The organism is Microbacterium panaciterrae, assembly GCF_039541635.1.
GTDB classification, from domain to species: Bacteria; Actinomycetota; Actinomycetes; order Actinomycetales; family Microbacteriaceae; genus Microbacterium; species Microbacterium panaciterrae.
Genome location: NZ_BAABGP010000014.1, coordinates 12,876 through 30,190 on the forward strand (window position 1 = coordinate 12,876; position 17,315 = coordinate 30,190).

The following is a 17,315-nucleotide window of genomic DNA, read 5'->3' on the forward strand; positions in this document are numbered from 1 at the left end:
CCCTCAGAGCGCGGCGCCGACCAGAGCCTCGCCGAGCGGCGTGCGCAGGTGCAGCATGCGGGCGCCGTCCCGCGTGCTGACGACGAGACCGGCGTCGCGCAGCACCGCGAGGTGATGAGAAGCGGTGGAGACGGCGATCCCGGATTCGGCCGCCACGCGCGACGTCGTGCGGGGGACGTGCGCGGAGAGCAGGATCGCGGCGCGGGCGGCGCCCACCAGTGCTGCGAGCGCCCGCTCGAGATCTGCGGCATCCCGCGCCCAGCCCGCTGTGACACCGCGCGCCGGATAGAACAGCGTGGGCTGCGCGGGCGTCTCCGTGAGCACCATGCATCCCCACGACGACATGACGGAGGGCACCAGCACCAGCCCGCTGCCGCGGCAGTCCACCTGCTCGCTGTGCCGACGCAGCCGCACCCGGACGGATCCGTCCCCCCAGCTCACCTGCGGATGGATCCCCGACGCCATCGCCGCGAGGCCCTCGGTCGCGACGGTGCGGGAGCGCACGGCCACGTCGGCGCGCAGGATCCGCTCGAGCTGCGGCCACACCGACGCCATCGCCGAGTCCCACAGTTCGGCCCAGGCGTCGGCGATGATCGTGCGCGCCCGTACCGGGTGCTCGCGCATGCCGCGCAGCACCTCCTGCCGGCGACCCGAGGAGCGAACGATCATCTTGCCGAGGTCGACGCGCATGCCCGCGATCGGCGCCGCTCTGAGCGCCGCGAGCTCGTCGTCGGGAGTCAGATCCCAGCGCGCGGTCGTGGTGAGGAAGTCCGGCAGGTAGCCGTCGGCGCCGATGACGTGCGCGAGCACGCCGAACGCGTCGGCGGGGAGCCGCCCGCGGACGTCCTTCAGCCAGCCCCAGGCGAGCGGATACTGCTCCGGACGCAGCAGCACCCTGACCGCGTGGGCGAGTTCGTGGCCGGGGGAGATCCCGAACCGCACGGCCTGGATGTCGCCCGCGCCGAGCCGGAAGTCGACGTGGTGGTGCTCCCACTCGACGCCCTCCATGTTTCGATCCACATCGAAACTCTATGATGCCCGGACGATCCTCGCGAGGGTGGGAGCACACCACGCAGAGGAGCACGCCATGAGCATCATCGCGCCGGACATCACCGTCATCACCCCCGAGGAGATCCGCCTCGGCACGGGCAGCGGACGACGTTTCGAGGGCGCCGATCACGGCGCCGGCGTCTCATACTTCTACGTCGACAACCAGCCGGGTCAGGGTTCCTTGCTGCACTGGCACCCGTACCCTGAGACGTGGGTGGTGCTCGAGGGCGATGCCGCCTTCACGGTCGGGGATCGCACGATCACCGCGACCGCGGGTGACACCATCACCGGGCCGGCGTTCGTGCCGCACCGGTTCGAGAACGTGGGATCCGGCACGATGCGCCTGATCGGGATCCATGCCTCCGCCGTCATCATCCAGACCGTGGTCGAGTGACCGCCCCGGCAAGGACAGCAACCCCGATCGCCGCTGAACGGGACGGTGCCGCCGCACGGACGTAGGATCTGAGCGCGCGCTCGTTCCGCGACGAGCCCGTTCCGATCAGCAAGGAGGACGTCATGGTGGTGCGCGTCGATCTCAACATCTCGCTCGACGGATTCGCGTCGACCACGGATCAGACCCCGGAGAACCCGTTCGGCGAGGACTGGGGTCGCCTCGTCGCGGCGTACACGGCCACCCGGGTCTTCCGCGAACGGGTGCTCGGCGAGACCTCCGGCGAAGGCACCACGGGCGTCGACGACCGCTACGGCACGGCGTACTTCGAGGGGATCGGCGCCGAGATCATGGGCGCCGGCATGTTCGGCCTGCACACCTTCCCCGACGACCCGGACTGGCGCGGCTGGTGGGGTGAGGAGCCGCCGTTCCGCGTGCCGGTCTTCGTGCTCACGCACGGCGCCGATCGGGCGCCGATCGAGTTCGCCAACGGCACGGTGTTCCACTTCATCGACACCACTCCCGAGGAGGCTCTGGCGCTGGCGACCGAGGCCGCGGGCGAAGCGGACGTGCGTGTCGGCGGCGGAGTCGACACGGTGCGCTCGTTCCTGGCGGCCGGGCTCGTGGACCGGTTGCACGTCGGGATCACCCCGATCCTGCTCGGCGGCGGTCAGAACCTGTGGGCGGATCTGCGCGGGCTCGAGGACGGCTACGCGGTCACCAGCGAGGTCGCCGAGAGCGGTGTCGTGCATGTGACGTTCACCCGGCGCTGAACCCCGGCCTGCTCCGCGTTGCGCGGCCGCCTGTTCCGCCGCGCGTCAGGCCGCGGAGGTCAGGCCGCGTTGTCTTCCGCGTCCTCGACGTCCTCGTCGGTGGGCGCGGCGGGTGCCGGCCTCGCCTCGCGCCGTGCGTACATCGTGCGGGAGGCATCGGACAGCGGCGCGCGCAGGAACAGCAGCGAGATGCTGATCCCGATCAGGGCGGCGAACAGCGCGGCGAGCCACCAGAACTCGCGGAAGATCGGGAAGAAGAACCAGAGGATCCCCAGCGGCACGAGGAACGCCAGCAGGCGCAGCGCCGAGTACACGAGCAGGGGAGGAAGTTTCACCTGTCCAGTCTACGAGGGCGCCTTCGGCACGCGCTGTGAGCACACTATGCCGATGTCCTCGATCCGATGTGTGCGCGGGATCCGTGCCAATGTGCAGGGAGGCTTCGTGTTCTGCAGGGCCGCCCGGCCTCGATGAGGGTGAGGCGGGCGCGAGGGCGTAGCATCCGGCCCGGCCGGCACCCGCCCACCCTGCATAACGCCGGGCCTCCCTGCAGAATGGCTCCGCCGCGGTGCAACCACCTGTGCGGGCCTGCCCGGGGACCCGCCGGGGACCCGCCGGGGGCCGGACCCGGGTGACCGTGGCACGCCTAGACTGAGGACGTGGCGCGATTCCTTGTGATCGGCGGCTTCCTGGCCGCGGTCTTCTGGGTGTTCGGCATCGTGGACTGCATCGTGCAGCCGGCGAGCCGTCACCGCGGCGTGCCCAAAGGCGTGTGGATCGCGATCGTCGTGGTGTTCCCCGTGATCGGGGCCGTGCTGTGGTTCACGATCGGCCGGCTGCGCCCGGGCAGCCGCGCGGCCGATGAGCGCTATCTGCCGCTGGACGACCAGCCCGGATCGGGGCGGCAGCGGGAGCGGATCAGCGACGCCGAGCAGGAGCGCAGGATCCGCGAGCTCGAGGAGGAGCTGGCGCGGTTCGACGAGCGCGGTGACACCGACACCCCCGGCCCCCGTCCGTGACGGAGGGGCACGCACTGGGCCGGGCCGAATCGTCACCGGCGTCCGAGGCCGCTGTGCGGCTGCTCACGGGACTGGTCGAGAACGGCGTCCGCGACGTGGTGTTGGCGCCCGGATCCCGCTCCCAGGCGCTCGCGCTCGCCGCGGTCGGGCTGGCCCGCAGCGGGGCGCTGCGCGTGCAGGTGCGCATCGATGAGCGCGTCGCCGGCTTCACCGCCCTCGGCATCGCCCGCGAGTCCGGTGCCCCCGTCGCGCTGATCTGCACCTCCGGAACCGCCGCCGCCGGCTTCCTCCCCGCGGCGATGGAGGCTTTCCACTCGGGCGTTCCGCTGATCCTGCTCACCGCCGACCGTCCGCCGGAGCTGCGCGGCGTCGGCGCCAACCAGGCCACGATCCAGCCCGGCATGTACGGCGCGTGGGTGCGTCTCGGTGTCGACGCCGAGGTGCCAGGGAGTGCGGATCCGGCGGTGTTCTCCACGCTCGCGGTCGAGGCTGCCGCGGCCGCGATGGGTGCGGCGGGGGCGGGCCTCACTGGCGTACCGGGACCCGTGCACCTGAACCTGCCGGCCCGCGAGCCGCTGTCCGGCGCGCTGCCGGATGCGCTCCCAGTGATCGCGGGGCCCCCTCCGCGCCCGGCCGCCGCCGACCCGCTGCCCGTCGCACCGGGGCCGCGGACGGTCGTCGTCGCCGGTGCCGACGCCGGACCGGACGCGGAGCGCATCGCCCGCGAGGGCGGCTGGCCGCTGATCGCCGAGATCGTCAGCGGCGCCCGGTTCGGAGACCACGTCGTTCCGGACTACCGCGCACGGTTGCGCGACCCGGCCCTCGCCGACCGCATCGAGCGCGTGATCGTGCTCGGCCACCCCACGCTCAGCCGCGAGGTGACGGCCCTGCTCGGCCGCACCGACCTCGAGGTGATCGCCGTGCGCCGGGGCGGGGAGCGGCTGAACCTCTCCGGGGCCGCCGTGGACGCCGGTGCGATCGCGGTGACCGGACCCGATGCGGATCGCACCTGGCTCGCGGAGTGGACCCGAGCCGGCACGTCGACCCCGGATGCTCGCGCCCTCGCCGGCCCCGCCGCCGCCCTCGACCGCACGGCCCTCGTGCAGGCGGTGTGGACGGCATCCGGCGCCGACGACCGGCTGCTGTTCGGATCCTCCCGGCTCGTGCGGGTCGCGGATCAGGTGCTGCCCGGCGCGCGGGTGCGGGTGCACGCCAACCGCGGGCTCGCGGGCATCGACGGGACGATCGCCACCGGGATCGGGATCGCCGCGGCCGCGCAGACCGAGCCAGCGGCAGGCACCGTCCGGGTGCTACTGGGAGACCTGTCGTTCCTGCACGATGTCGGATCCCTCCTGCTCCCGGCCGACGAGCCGCCTCCGCGCATCCAGGTCATCGTCGGCAACGACGGCGGCGGCACGATCTTCGACGGCCTCGAGGTCGCCGGCACGGCCGGATCCGCCGCCCTCGACCGGGTCTTCTACACCCCGCAGTCCGTCGCGCTCGCGCCGCTCGCCGCCGCTTACGGCTGGACGTATCGCCGCGTCGGCACGCGGGCCGAGCTGGAGCGCGCCCTGGCGGACGAGGTCACAGGCCCCCAGCTGATCGAGGTTCCGCTGGATCGATGAGGCGTCGGTCGGGCAGGATGGGCGGATGAGCAACGCAGCGCGCTGGACGCATCCGGCCACCGAGGTCCTCCAGGTCGGCACCGGATTCCGGCTCGCCGACGTCGACGCCGATGCGACGCCCGGCTACACCGGCGGCAAGTCGGATGGCGCCACGGATCTGGCCGAGGGGATCACCCGGCTCGGCGACCTGCAGGAGCGCCTGTTCGCCGAGCACGTCGACGGCGGCACCCGCGACGGCGTGCTGCTGGTGCTGCAGGCGATGGACTCCGCGGGCAAGGGCGGGATCGTCCGGCACGTCGTGGGCGGCGTGGATCCGCAGGGCGTCGCGCTCGCGGCGTTCAAGGCGCCCACGGACGAGGAGCGCGCGCACGACTTCCTCTGGCGGATCGAGAAGCGGGTGCCCGCGCACGGGCTGATCGGCGTCTTCGACCGATCGCACTACGAGGACGTGCTGATCGCGCGGGTGCGCACGCTCGCGCCGGAGGACGAGATCGAGCGCCGCTACGGGGCCATCGTCGACTTCGAGAAGCGGGTCGCGGACTCCGGGATCCGGATCGTCAAGGTGATGCTGCACATCTCCCGCGACGAGCAGAAGGCGCGGCTGATGGCGCGGCTCGACCGGCCCGAGAAGCAGTGGAAGTTCAACCCGGGCGACACCGACGAGCGCCTGCACTGGGACGACTACATGGCCGCCTATCAGACGGTGTTCGAGCGCACGTCGACGCCCGAGGCGCCGTGGCACGTGATCCCGGCGAACCGCAAGTGGTACGCGCGGCTGGGCGTGCAGGAGCTGCTGCTCGCGGCGCTGCAGGACATCGATCCGCAGTGGCCGAAGGCGCGCTACGACGTCGAGGCCGAGAAGAAGCGCCTCGCCGCGAGCTGACCTCGCTCGGTTGCGCGACGCGAAACGGCCTCAGGCCAGCGCGTCCACGATGGGGCGGAACTTGACGCGGGTCTCCAGCATCTCTGCCTCCGGATCGCTGCCGGCCACGATCCCCGCGCCCGCGTAGGCGGTGAGCGGGATGGGGGATCCGGATCCGCCCTCCCGCGCCTCTGCGGCCGCTCCGGATCCGACGTCGAACTGCGCGCAGCGCAGCGCGATCGCCCACTCGCCGTTGCCCCGCGCGTCGATCCAGCCCACCGGGCCCGCGTAACGGCCGCGGTCGAAGGGCTCGAGCTCCCGGATCGCGGCGATCGCGGCCTCGGTGGGGGCCCCGGCCACGGCGGCCGTCGGGTGCAGCGCCGCGGCGAGATCGAGCGCGGAGGCGCCGTCGCTGAGCTCGGCTCGCACGTCGGTCGCGAGATGGAACAGGTTGGGCAGCTCCAGGATGAACGGTCCGCCCTCCGCCTCCAGCGCCGTGGTGTGCGGGGCCAGGGAGGCGACCACGCTGCGCACGGCGAACGCGTGCTCGTCGTTGTCCTTGGGGCTGTCGGCCAGGGCGGCGGCCGCGCGGGCGTCGGTGACCGCGTCCGCGCCGCGTGCGGTGGTGCCGGCGAGCACGCGGGCGGTGACCGTGCCGCTCTGCACCGTGACGAGGGTCTCCGGGCTCGCGCCGATGAGTCCGTCGACGGCGAACGCCCAGGTGTCGGGGTACTCGGTGCTGAGCGCCCGCACGAGCCGGCGCAGATCGGATCCGGCGGGGACGGTGCCGACGAGATCGCGGGCGAGCACGACCTTCCCGTACCGGCCCTCCGCGATCGCCGCCAGTGCGCGGCGCACCGAGGCCTGGTACCCCTGCGCGCTCTGCGCCCCGGGCCCGAGGGTCCCCGCCCAGTGCGGGCCGAGCGCGGTCGGCGCGGGCTCCGGGTCGTTCCCGTCGTCGGCGTCGCGGATGCGGGTGACCCAGGTGTGCCCGCCGTGGCGACCGATCACCGTGCGCGGCACGACCAGCACGCTGTCGGCCGCGGAGCTCTCATCGAACACGAGCGCCGCGAACGCGACGAGTCCCGTGCCCGGCTGACGCACCGGGTCATCGATCACCGCGCCGGCGCAGATCTGCTCCCACGCGTGACTCAGCGATCGTGCGCGCGGCTCGTCGCCGGCGGGCACCCGCACGACGTGAGCGGTGTCGGATCCGACGGCGACGATCCCGTCGCCGCGGCGCAGCCAGGCCCGCGGATCCGACGGATCGGCGTAGGCGAGGAGGTCGGCGGCGGGCTCGATCTCTCGCGTCTCCACGACCAGGCCGGCACTCACGGATCCAGCCTATTGCTTGCGCCGCGGTCGCCGAGCCGCGGCGCTCGCGGCGTCGGATGCCGCGTTTAGAGTGGCACGGTGAGCGCAGAGCGGCCGGAGCCGGGCACCGAGATCGTCTTCCAGTGGCGCAAGTGGGACGGCTCGACGCATTGGCGTCACGAGTGCGTCTGGCTCGGATCCGACTCCTGGGGTGATTGGGTCGGTCAGCCGGCGGGCTGGCGGAGTGAGAGACCAGGCCGTTCGTTCGTCGCGCCGGGCCCGAACGTGACGCTGGTGCCGCCGAGCGGCGACTACGCGCTCACCGTGAACCGGGATCATCCGGAGGGCATGCGCATCTACATCGACCTCGGCTGGGATGTGCGCGCCGGCGACGCGGGCGGGGAGCAGGATCCGCTGCTGTTCACGGGCATCGACATGGATCTTGACGTGGTACGCATCGGCGCGGAGGAGAACGGCGAACGCGGCACCTGGCTTGACGACGTGGACGAATGGGACGAGCACCGGGCGCAATACGGCTACCCGGCCGAGGTGCAGGAGCACCTGCGCGCGCTCGCCGCGGTGCTCGAGCAGCGGGTGCGCGCGCAGCAGGAGCCCTTCGACGACGCGACGGCCGACGTCTGGCTGGACCGGCTCGAAGCACTGGGGCTGACCCGTCGCGCGTAGGCTGGCAGCGTGACCCCGTCTGAGCCCAATCGCGCCGATCTCGGCAAGGACCCCTCCCGCGTCAGCGGCATGTTCGACCAGGTCGCGGCCGGCTACGACCGCACCAACACGGTGATGACGGTCGGCAACGACGCACTCTGGCGCGCGGCGACGACACGTGCGGTCGCGCCGAAGAAGGGCGAGCGGATCCTCGACCTCGGTGCCGGGACCGCATCGTCGTCGGCGTCCCTCGCCGGGAGCGGTGCGGACGTCGTCGCGGCGGACTTCTCGCCGGGCATGCTCGAGGAGGGGCGCCGCCGGCATGGGCACCTCAAGAACCTCAGCTTCGTGCAGGCCGACGCGATGGCTCTGCCCTTCGCTGACGGAGAGTTCGACGCGGTCACGATGTCGTACAGCCTTCGCAACGTGCAGGATCCGAAGAAGGCGATCGCCGAGCTGTTCCGCGTGACCAAGCCCGGTGGACGCGTCGTGATCAACGAGTTCTCCACGCCGCCGGCGAAACTGCTGCGCGGCTTCTACCGGCTTTACAACTCCCAGGTGCTGCCGCGCGTGGCCCGCCTCGCGGGCACCAACGGCGAGGCGTACGACTACCTGAACGAGTCGATCCAGAGCTGGCCCGACCAGCGCACGCTTGCCGCGTGGATGCGGGAGGCGGGGTGGATCGACGTCGCCTGGCGCAACCTGTCGTTCGGCATCGTCGCGCTGCACCGCGGCCGCAAGCCGCGGGCCTGAACCCCCTGCGAGCGCGGGTAGGCTGGAACACGTGACTTCGAGCCCCGCCGCCACGGGCTCGCGCCTCGCGAGCCGTCTCGGTTTCAGCGACCGCGTATTCGTGGGACCGTCCGCGCGCAAGCTCGCCCGCGAGGTCGAAGCCGGTCTCGACCTCGTCGAAGCGGGCCTGGCCGAAGACCTGCATGTCGCCGACTCGCTCGCCGACGCGGCCAGCCGCTATCTGTACGACGCCGGCGGCAAGCGGGTGCGACCCGTGCTGGCGCTGCTCACCGCGCAGCTCGGCGGCGGCAACCTGCCCGCCGTGGTCGACATCGCGAAGGCGCTCGAACTCACCCATCTCGGCTCGCTCTACCACGACGACGTCATGGACGGCGCCGACCGGCGCCGGGGCGTGCCCGCCGCGCACGCGGTGTGGGGCAACAACGTCGCGATCCTCACCGGCGACATCCTGTTCTCCCGTGCGCTCACGCTCATGTCCGGACACGGAGACCGTGCGATCCGGCTGCAGGCCGACACGTTCGAGCGGCTGGTGCTGGGCCAGATGCACGAGACCGTGGGACCTGCGGAGGGCGAGGACCCGATCGCGTTCTACATCCAGGTGCTGGCAGACAAGACCGGATCCCTCATCGCCGCGGCCACGCAGTCCGGCGTGATCTTCTCCGGCGCGCCCGCCGAGTACGAGGAGCCGCTGCGCATCTACGGCGAGAAGGTCGGCGTGGCGTTCCAGCTGCTCGATGACGTGATCGACCTGTCCGCCAAGCCCGAGGACACCGGAAAGGTGCCGGGCACCGATCTGCGCGCCGGCGTGCCGACCATGCCGTCGCTGCTGCTCGGGGTCGAGACCGACGCCGCCTCCGTCGCCCTGTCCGCCGAGATCGACGCGGGCGTGGAGCGGATCGCCGCGGGCGAGGATCCCGCGATCCTCGACGACGCGCTCGCGCGCCTGCGTGACCACGCCGTGACGCAGAAGACCCTCGACCTCGCCCGCTCCTGGACCCAGGGCGCGATCGACGAGCTCGACGTGCTGCCGAAGGGGCCGGTGCGTGAAGCGCTGACCCGGTTCGCGCAATCTCTGGCCGACCGCAGCAGCTGACGCCCCGCTGCCGAAAGGAACCCATGACCAAGCTCAGGCTTGCCATCGTCGGTGCCGGCCCCGCCGGCATCTACGCCGCCGACATCCTGCTCAAGGCGGAGCGGCGCTTCGACGTCTCGATCGACCTCTTCGAGCAGCTCCCGGCGCCCTACGGCCTGGTGCGCTACGGCGTCGCCCCCGACCACCCGCGCATCAAGGGCATCATCACGGCCCTGCGCGATGTGCTGGATCGCGGTGACATCCGCATCTTCGGCAACGTGCACTTCGGCACCGACATCACGCTCGCCGACCTCAAGCGGCACTACAACGCGGTGATCTTCGCGACGGGAGCGCGCCGCGACACGGGCATGGAACTCCCCGGAGCCGACGCGATCGGATCCTACGGCGCCGCCGACTACGTGAGCTGGTTCGACGGGCACCCGGATGTGCCCCGCGAGTGGCCGCTCGATGCCGCATCGGTCGCCGTGATCGGCAACGGCAACGTGGCGCTGGACGTGTCGCGCATGCTCGCCAAGCACGCCGACGACCTGCTCGTCACCGAGGTGCCGGAGAACGTGTACGAGGGCATGAAGAACAGCGCCGTCACCGACGTGCACGTGTTCGGCCGTCGCGGGCCCGCGCAGGTGAAGTTCACTCCGCTCGAGCTGCGCGAGCTCGGCGAGCTGCACGACGTCGACATGGTCGTCTACGACGAGGACTTCGACTACGACGACGCCTCCCGCGACGCGATCGCGAGCAACAAGCAGGTCATGGTCATCGATCGGGTGCTGCAGTCCTGGCGCACGCGCGACTCGGTGAACAACGCCGGCGGATCCGCCTCACGCCGGCTGCACCTGCATTTCTGGGCGCGTCCGGTCGAGGTCCGCACGGACGACGAGGGCCGGGTCGCCGCCCTCGTCTACGAGCGCACGCGCCCCGACGGCACCGGGGGAGCGGTCGGCACCGGCGAGATGCGGGAGCTGCCGATCCAGGCGCTGTACCGCGCGATCGGCTATTTCGGCTCTCCGCTTCACGGCGTGCCCTTCGACAAGAAGCACGGCGTGATCCCGAACCGCGAGGGCCAGGTGCTCTCCAAGGACTCGAACCAGCGCGTGCCCGGCATCTACGCCACGGGCTGGATCAAGCGCGGGCCGGTCGGCCTGATCGGGCACACCAAGTCCGATGCGATGGAGACCGTGCGGCACATCATCAACGACCAGGGCTCCTGGTGGCAGCCGGAGGATCCCTCCGAGGGCGCCATTCCCGCGCTGCTCGCCGAGCGCGGCGTGCACTGGACCGACCTGGACGGCTGGCACCGGCTCGACGAGCACGAGATCGCGCTCGGCGCGCCGCAGGAGCGCGCCAGGGTCAAGGTCGTCCCGCGCGAGGACATGGTGCGGATCTCCCGCGGCGAGTGACCTGTGGGGCGCGCGCGTCGCGCGGCCCGCGAGGTCGGGGCGTGAACGTCGCCGGCGTCGGCGCCGCTACCCTGGGGCCATGAGCCGACCGGATCCCGCCGCCTGGGTGCCGGACGTGCTCGGCGACGAGTTCCAGCAGCTCACCCTGCCGCTCGGATCCGACGACGAAGGCGAGATCGTCGCCACCCTCGTACGGGCGCTGCCGCACGTCGGCCTCGGTCGCCGGCTGTTCGGTGACCGGCGCACGCTCGCCGGCACCGACGTGCTCTACGTGCACGGCTGGTCGGACTACTTCTTCCAGAAACGGCTCGCCCGGTTCTGGACCGCCCGCGGTGCGCGATTCTTCGCCCTCGATCTGCGCAAGTACGGCCGCAGCCTGCGCGCGGGTCAGACTCCCGGCTATATCGCGGACCTCGTCGAGTACGACCAGGAGATCGCCGCCGCGCTCGCGGCGATGCAGCACGGCGATCACGCCGCGGGCCGGCGGCTGGTGCTGCTCGGTCACTCCACCGGCGGGCTGGTGCTCAGCCTGTGGGCCGCGCGCAACCCCGGCATCGCCTCGGCGGTGATCCTGAACAGCCCGTGGCTGGAGTTCCAGCTGCCGCGGTTCACGCGCGAGTCCATCGCGCCGCTGGTGGGGCTGCAGGCGCGGCGTCGGCCCCTGGATCGGGCGCCGCAGGTCGACTTCGGCTTCTACACGCGGGCGCAGCACGAGGCCGCGGATCCCGCCGATCCGATGAGCGTGAATCTCGACTGGCGGCCGGTGCAGACGATGGCGGTGCACGCGGGCTGGCTGCACGCGATCCTCGCCGGTCATGCGACGATCGCCGCGGGGATCAGGATCTCTGCCCCCGTCTGCGTGCTGCTGTCGGCCCGCAGCGCCTATCCCACGGTCTGGTCGGACGACCTCACCCGGGCCGACAGCGTGCTGATCGTCGACGACATCGCCCGCGCCGCGCTGAGGATCGGCCAGTCCGTCACGATCGAGCGGATCGACGGCGCGCTGCACGACGTGTTCCTGTCCCGGCACGACGCGCGCGAGGATGCCTACGCGCGTCTCGGGCGCTGGGTCGAGGGGTGGTCCGCGCAAGACCGCTCGGCGCGCCGCACGGCCGGATAGCGCTCAGTCCACCAGGTGCATCGCGCGGACGAGGCGCTCGGCGGCGGATCCGTCTCCGGCCAGGATCGCGTGCGCGAGCTGGGTGTGGATCGTGCGCATGCGGTCGATCTCGGCGGCGCTGAGCGACCAGGGGCGGAGGTTGCGGAACAGCAGCATGCTCGTCTCGTCCAGGACGGTGCGGAAGATCTCGTTGTCGCTGCGCTCGGCGAGGTACTGGATGAACGCCCACCGGGTGGCCGAGAACGCGTTCCCGTCCTCGAGCGCATCGGTCATGCCCAGGGCGCGCTGCGCCGCCTCGGTGCGCTCCTCAGGGTTCAGCCGCGGCACGGCGATCGCCGCGATCGCGCCCTCGATGTATCCCGCGAACTCGCGCGTCTTCACGGTGAGGGCGGGCGACACCTCGGTCACCTGGGTGTAGCGACTCGGGTACATCTCCACGAGTCCGATCCGCTCCAGCCGCTGCAGGGCCTCTCGGATCGGCATGCGCGAGACGCTGAACTGCGCGGCGAGCTCGGCGTCTCGGATGCGGTGCCCGGGCGGCAGCGTGCCGTCGATGATCGACGCGCCGACGCGCTGATACACCTCCTCAGCGAGAAGCTGTTTCGTGACCCCCACCTGTGTATGTGACACAGAGATTCCCAGAACGTCGCCGTCCATAACTACCCCCAAGTAGTTTCCCCAGAACAGCACTATCGCACCCCGGGCGGTCAAACCCAAATATCGGCGCGGAATGGCGTTGCGCGATGCGGCGCCCGCCCCGCGTCAGCGGAAGTTCAGGAACTGCAGATCGAGATCCAGGTCGGATCCCTTCAGCAGCGCGATCACGGTCTGCAGGTCGTCGCGGCTCTTGGACTGCACCCGCAGCTCGTCGCCCTGGATCTGCGACTTCACCGACTTGGGACCCTCGTCGCGGATGATCTTGCCGATCTTCTTCGCGTTCTCCGAGCTGATGCCCTCCTTGAGCGTCGACTCGAGGCGGTACTCCTTGCCGCTCGCGGCGGGTTCGCCCGACTCCAGGCTCTTCAGCGAGATGCCGCGCTTGATGAGCTTGGACTGGAACACGTCGAGGATCGCGTTCACGCGCTCGGCGGAGTTCGCGAGGATCACGATCTTCTCGCCGCTCCACGCGATCGAGGCGCCGACCCCCTTGAAGTCGTAGCGCTGCTCGATCTCCTTGCGGGCCTGATTGAGCGCGTTGTCGGCCTCCTGCCGATCCACCTTGGACACGATGTCGAATGAGCTGTCAGCCATACAGGCAGTGTAACGAGCGCGGTGCGCTCCGGCGGATCCGTGCACCCTGCGAGCGGGCGCACCCGGGTAGCGTGACGTGACATGAGCGCTCCGCTGCCGCACCCCCTCCCGCTCCCGCACCTCCTCCCGCACCACGACGGATCCCCGCTGCACGTCTCCGCTGACGCCCCCGCCCTCGGCGACGTCGTGCGGGTGCGTCTGCGCGTGCCCGCCGGCTACGGTCCGCTCGCCGCCGTGCGCACCCGCTCCAACCCCGACCACGAACCCGAGTGGACAGATGCCGAGCGCATCGGAACAGCCGACGGCTGGGACTGGTGGGAGGCGCCGGTGACCGTGCGCAACCCGCGGCACGGCTACCGATTCCTGCTGCAGCACGAGGACGGCCGCATCGAATGGCTGAACCAGACCGGGATCCATCGCCTGGAGACCCTCGACGCCGAGGACTTCGCGCTCGTCGCCGCGCCCACGCCGCCCGCGTGGCTGCACGAGTCGGTGATGTACCAGGTGTTCCCGGATCGCTTCGCCCGTTCGGCGCAGGCGGATGAGCACCCGACGCCGGACTGGGCGATCCCGGCGAGCTGGGACACCCCGGTGGATCCGGTCATGCCGGGCCGCGCGCACCAGTTCTACGGCGGCGACATCCCCGGGATCATCGAGCACCTCGATCACCTGGTCGCGCTCGGCGTGAACCTGCTCTACCTGACGCCGGTGTTCCCCGCGGCCTCGAACCACCGCTACGACGCCTCGAGCTTCCTGAGCGTCGACCCGCTCCTCGGCGGGGACGCCGCCTACGCGCGGCTGATCGAGGAGGCGCACGCCCGGGGGATCAAGGTCATCGGCGATCTCACCAGCAACCACTCCGGCGATCGGCACGAGTGGTTCCGGGCCGCCTACGGCCACCCCGGTGCACCCGAGGAGCGCTTCTACTACTTCACGGACACCGCCAACACCGAATACGAGTGCTGGATGGGCGCGAAGAGCCTGCCGAAGTTCGACTGGTCGAGCGACGAGCTGCGGGAGCGCTTCATCACCGCCGATGACTCGGTCGTCGCGCGTTGGCTGAAGGCGCCCTACGGTGCCGACGGCTGGCGGGTGGATGTCGCGAACATGACCGGGCGCCTCGGCGCGATCGACCTGAACGCCGACGTGCGCCGGCTCCTGCACGAGACGGTCCGGGGGATCAACCCCGAGGCGATCCTGCTCGGCGAGTCGACCAACGACGCCACCAGCGACCTGCAGGGCGACGGCTGGGACGGCGCGATGACCTACCCGTCGTTCACGCGACCGGTGTGGGCCTGGCTGAGCGCGCCGAACGGCCAGCCGTATCTGACGGCGGAGGGTCAGGAGCGCACCGAGTCGTGGTTCTTCGGGATGCAGGTCGGCGGGATCCCGCGCTACACGGCGCGCGACTTCGTCGACTCGATGACCCGGTTCACCGCCGGGATCCCGTGGCGGGTGCGCCTCGGCAACATGCAGCCGCTGGACACGCACGACACCGCGCGGTTCGCCACGAACGCCGCCCCCGGCACGGTGCCGGTCGCGGTGGGGCTGTCGATGACGCTCCCCGGCGTGCCCGTGGTGTTCGCGGGGGACGAGTTCGGGCTGACCAGCGTGGACGGCGAGGCCAGCCGGACGCCGATCCCGTGGGGATCCGAGGAGCGTCCCGAGGTGGCGGAGCGGATCGGGCTGTACCGCGACCTGGTCCAGCTGCGCCGGGCGCACCCCGTGCTCGGCACCGGTGGGCTGCGCTGGCTGCACGCCGACGACGACTGCGTGGTGTTCGTGCGCGAGTCGGCCGCCGAGACGGTGCTGGTGCTCGCGGCGCGCGGAGACGTCGACGTCGAGCTCGCCCCGGGTGGGCTGTCGGGGGCCGCGGCGGCCGTCGCGCTGCACGGCGACGCGATGCTCGCGGTCTCCGACGACGGCGCGGTCGCGCTCGCCGCAGACGGTCCGGCGTTCGCCGCCTGGGCGCTGCCCGGCGTGGTCGTGCCGGCGCCCCTCGAGGGTCGTTGAGCGAGCGCCGCGCGCCATCCCGGCTCCGCGGCAGCGCGCTCGTATCCTCGGATCATGGCAAGGATCGGGGGGCGCAACAGCGGCATCGCATGGCTCGCCGGAGTTCTGTGCGCCGGTGTCGTCGCCGGCCTCCTCTACCTCGCAGCCCCCATGGCGCCGGTGATGGTGAAGTACTTCGCCGATGTGCTGGGCTCCGTCGGGCAGTGAGCCCGCGGCCGCGTCGGCGGTTTTCCGGCACGCCTCCCCTCCGGTGCGGGATGCCGGAGCTAACCTCGAAGCACTGCACCCGGATTGAGGAGCTCCCATGAGTGACCACGAGGTTTCGAAGCCGGCGCAGGCGCACGACGTCGACGACGCCGTGGATGCCGCGCCCGCCGATGACGTCGTCGAGCCCGCGGCGGAGGCGCAGGGCGCGCCCGTCGACGCGCCCGAGGCCGCACCGGATCACACCGCTGTCGCGCAGAGCGCGAACGAGGCTCTGGCCGAGGCCGCCCGCGCGGCCGACACCCGCGCCGAGACGCCCGCCGCCACGACGCCCGACGCGCCCGCGGGCGTCGTCGAGGAGTCCGCTGGCGCGTCCGCGGCGCCCGCCGCGTCGGCGGCGCCGGAAAAGCCCGCGGCCCCCGCCGAAGACCCCGATCTGGCCGCGTTCGCGGAGGCCGAGGCCTCCTACCCCGGCACGTTCGGCGGCACGTTCACGCCACCGCCGCCACGTGCGGACAGCGCGGCGGATACCGCGGTGATCGGATCCACCACGACGCTCACCGCCGACACCGCGGGCGCCGCCGAGACGCAGGTGCTCGCGCCGGCCGCCGCCACGATGCCGCCCGCGCCCGCCGAGGCGGCTCCGCTGCCCATCTTCGTGCAGGCTCCCGAGGCGCCGCGTGAGCGCGGCAACCGTGGCGCGATCTTCGGGATCGGCCTGCTCGCCGCACTCAGCTTCGCGGTGCTGTACCTCGGCACCGCGCTCGGCATCGCCGCGCTGAACGGCAAGGTCGCATCCGACACGATCGGCACGTTCCTGCTGAACCAGGTTCTCAGCGCCGGCCTGTGGCTGCCGGTCGCGCTGTTCGCGATCGGCTTCTGGCTGCTCGGCGCGATCATCAACCGCGGCCGCTGGGGCTTCTGGGTGGTCTTCGGGATCATCGTGGGCGCCTTCGCCTACGGCGGGCACATCCTCGGCGCGATCGGATCCGTCGAGTTCTGGAAGCTCGCGCCGAGCGAGCTCGGGAACACCGCGAACGCTCAGCTGCTCGCGCCGCTCGCGATCGCGGCATTCATCTTCGGCCGTGAGCTGACGATCTGGTTCGGCGCGTGGGCTGCGCGGACCGGCGCGCGGCGCACGGTGCAGAATGAGCAGGCACAGCGCGAGTACGAGCGCGTCCTCGACGCCGGACCCCAGCTGCCGCAGTAGCGGCGGCGCCAGCTCCCCCAGGGAGATCATCACGAACGCTTCGATGCCGGACCCCCGCGAGCCCCGGCCCGCGGGGGTCCGTCCTGTCCTGGCCTGGGTGATCGGCGTGGTGTCGTTCTTCGCCCTGTCGATCCTGGGGCTCGGGATGCTCAGCCTGCTCGCCGAGCAGGACATCATCTCGGTGCCGCAGCTCGGCCAGCTGCCCGGCGTCGTCGGCATGGGCCTGGCCGTCGTGGTGTTCGCGCTGGCGCTGCGGGCCGTGCTCGCCGAGGCCCGCCCGTCGTTCGTGTCCAGCGTGTTCCTGGCGCTCGCCGCGGCACTCGCGCATCTCGGCGGCGTGTGGGGGACCGCAGTGTCGGAGGGCACGGGCGGGGTGCGGGCCACGGCCGCTGCGGGACAGCTCGTGCTCGGCGGGGCGAGCGCCGTCATCGTCGTCGCCGCGCTCGTCGCCGCGTGGGTCGCGATCGCGCTGCGCCGGACCGCGGCGCGCGCCCCGCGCTGGCCGTGGGAGAAGGACGGGGACGAGTAGCGGATTCGCGCGCCGCGTGCTCCGCGGCGTGTCAGCGCCGTACGCTGGGTG

Annotated in this window: 19 protein-coding genes; 14 read left to right on the plus strand and 5 right to left on the minus strand. The window is 72.0% G+C overall.

Features of this window, described 5'->3' with window-relative positions; all coding sequences use genetic code 11:
* Positions 1-3: 3 nt before the first annotated feature.
* On the minus strand, positions 4-1,020 hold the full coding sequence (locus ABD882_RS10090; RefSeq protein WP_345186593.1) for a DUF5937 family protein: 1,017 nt from the start codon (positions 1,018-1,020) through the stop codon (positions 4-6).
* A 67-nt stretch (positions 1,021-1,087) separates the two neighbouring features.
* On the opposite strand from ABD882_RS10090, the gene ABD882_RS10095 reads away from it, so the two are divergent.
* A complete protein-coding gene (locus ABD882_RS10095) occupies positions 1,088-1,444 on the plus strand; it encodes a cupin domain-containing protein (RefSeq protein ID WP_345186594.1) in 357 nt (118 codons plus the stop codon).
* A gap of 122 nt (positions 1,445-1,566) precedes the next feature.
* Positions 1,567-2,214, plus strand: coding sequence for a dihydrofolate reductase family protein (locus ABD882_RS10100; protein ID WP_345186596.1), 648 nt, complete (start codon positions 1,567-1,569; stop codon positions 2,212-2,214).
* A gap of 59 nt (positions 2,215-2,273) precedes the next feature.
* On the opposite strand, the gene ABD882_RS10105 is transcribed toward ABD882_RS10100, so the two are convergent.
* Positions 2,274-2,549 carry a DUF4229 domain-containing protein gene (locus ABD882_RS10105; RefSeq protein ID WP_345186597.1) on the minus strand — a complete coding sequence of 92 codons (276 nt, stop codon included), beginning with the start codon at positions 2,547-2,549 and terminating at the stop codon, positions 2,274-2,276.
* A 321-nt stretch (positions 2,550-2,870) separates the two neighbouring features.
* Between ABD882_RS10105 and ABD882_RS10110 the strand changes: the two genes are divergently transcribed.
* The 3 genes from ABD882_RS10110 to ABD882_RS10120 are packed head-to-tail and all read left to right on the plus strand — an operon-like array spanning position 2,871 to position 5,738.
* Positions 2,871-3,230 (plus strand): PLD nuclease N-terminal domain-containing protein, encoded by a 360-nt coding sequence (locus ABD882_RS10110; protein WP_345186599.1) that lies wholly within the window; start codon positions 2,871-2,873, stop codon positions 3,228-3,230.
* 53 nt (positions 3,231-3,283) lie between these two features.
* Positions 3,284-4,855, plus strand: a complete 1,572-nt coding sequence (gene menD / locus ABD882_RS10115; protein WP_345186601.1) for a 2-succinyl-5-enolpyruvyl-6-hydroxy-3-cyclohexene-1-carboxylic-acid synthase — start codon at positions 3,284-3,286, stop codon at positions 4,853-4,855.
* A 25-nt stretch (positions 4,856-4,880) separates the two neighbouring features.
* The gene (locus ABD882_RS10120) at positions 4,881-5,738 is read left to right on the plus strand and encodes a polyphosphate kinase 2 family protein (protein WP_345186604.1); all 858 of its coding nucleotides are present in this window, start codon (positions 4,881-4,883) and stop codon (positions 5,736-5,738) included.
* Between the two features lie 30 nt (positions 5,739-5,768).
* Here ABD882_RS10120 and ABD882_RS10125 read toward each other — a convergent pair whose 3' ends face one another.
* The gene (locus ABD882_RS10125) at positions 5,769-7,052 is read right to left on the minus strand and encodes an isochorismate synthase (RefSeq protein WP_345186605.1); all 1,284 of its coding nucleotides are present in this window, start codon (positions 7,050-7,052) and stop codon (positions 5,769-5,771) included.
* Between the two features lie 78 nt (positions 7,053-7,130).
* On the opposite strand from ABD882_RS10125, the gene ABD882_RS10130 reads away from it, so the two are divergent.
* The 5 genes from ABD882_RS10130 (at position 7,131) to ABD882_RS10150 (ending at position 12,057) form a co-directional block, all read left to right on the plus strand.
* The gene (locus ABD882_RS10130; RefSeq protein ID WP_345186607.1) at positions 7,131-7,715 is read left to right on the plus strand and encodes a DUF402 domain-containing protein; all 585 of its coding nucleotides are present in this window, start codon (positions 7,131-7,133) and stop codon (positions 7,713-7,715) included.
* A gap of 9 nt (positions 7,716-7,724) precedes the next feature.
* The gene (locus ABD882_RS10135; RefSeq protein WP_345186609.1) at positions 7,725-8,447 is read left to right on the plus strand and encodes a class I SAM-dependent methyltransferase; all 723 of its coding nucleotides are present in this window, start codon (positions 7,725-7,727) and stop codon (positions 8,445-8,447) included.
* A 31-nt stretch (positions 8,448-8,478) separates the two neighbouring features.
* Positions 8,479-9,540, plus strand: a complete 1,062-nt coding sequence (locus ABD882_RS10140; protein WP_345186611.1) for a polyprenyl synthetase family protein — start codon at positions 8,479-8,481, stop codon at positions 9,538-9,540.
* Positions 9,541-9,563: 23 nt separating this feature from the next.
* On the plus strand, positions 9,564-10,937 hold the full coding sequence (locus ABD882_RS10145; protein WP_345186614.1) for an FAD-dependent oxidoreductase: 1,374 nt from the start codon (positions 9,564-9,566) through the stop codon (positions 10,935-10,937).
* A gap of 79 nt (positions 10,938-11,016) precedes the next feature.
* Positions 11,017-12,057 carry an alpha/beta hydrolase gene (locus ABD882_RS10150; protein ID WP_345186615.1) on the plus strand — a complete coding sequence of 347 codons (1,041 nt, stop codon included), beginning with the start codon at positions 11,017-11,019 and terminating at the stop codon, positions 12,055-12,057.
* Between the two features lie 3 nt (positions 12,058-12,060).
* Here ABD882_RS10150 and ABD882_RS10155 read toward each other — a convergent pair whose 3' ends face one another.
* Together ABD882_RS10155 and ABD882_RS10160 are read right to left on the minus strand one after the other, a co-directional pair.
* Positions 12,061-12,672 (minus strand): GntR family transcriptional regulator, encoded by a 612-nt coding sequence (locus ABD882_RS10155; RefSeq protein WP_345186617.1) that lies wholly within the window; start codon positions 12,670-12,672, stop codon positions 12,061-12,063.
* A 147-nt stretch (positions 12,673-12,819) separates the two neighbouring features.
* Complete coding sequence (locus tag ABD882_RS10160; protein ID WP_345186618.1) at positions 12,820-13,308, minus strand: YajQ family cyclic di-GMP-binding protein; 489 nt, start codon at positions 13,306-13,308, stop codon at positions 12,820-12,822.
* Positions 13,309-13,389: 81 nt separating this feature from the next.
* On the opposite strand from ABD882_RS10160, the gene ABD882_RS10165 reads away from it, so the two are divergent.
* The 4 genes from ABD882_RS10165 to ABD882_RS10180 all read left to right on the plus strand — a co-directional run bounded on the left by ABD882_RS10165 (position 13,390) and on the right by ABD882_RS10180 (position 17,264).
* The gene (locus ABD882_RS10165) at positions 13,390-15,321 is read left to right on the plus strand and encodes a glycoside hydrolase family 13 protein (protein WP_345186619.1); all 1,932 of its coding nucleotides are present in this window, start codon (positions 13,390-13,392) and stop codon (positions 15,319-15,321) included.
* A gap of 54 nt (positions 15,322-15,375) precedes the next feature.
* Entirely contained in the window at positions 15,376-15,528 is a 153-nt protein-coding gene (locus tag ABD882_RS10170; RefSeq protein ID WP_345186621.1) for a hypothetical protein, read from the plus strand.
* 97 nt (positions 15,529-15,625) lie between these two features.
* The gene (locus ABD882_RS10175) at positions 15,626-16,735 is read left to right on the plus strand and encodes an ABC transporter (protein ID WP_345186623.1); all 1,110 of its coding nucleotides are present in this window, start codon (positions 15,626-15,628) and stop codon (positions 16,733-16,735) included.
* A gap of 43 nt (positions 16,736-16,778) precedes the next feature.
* Positions 16,779-17,264 (plus strand): hypothetical protein, encoded by a 486-nt coding sequence (locus tag ABD882_RS10180; RefSeq protein WP_345186624.1) that lies wholly within the window; start codon positions 16,779-16,781, stop codon positions 17,262-17,264.
* Positions 17,265-17,315: the final 51 nt, after the last annotated feature.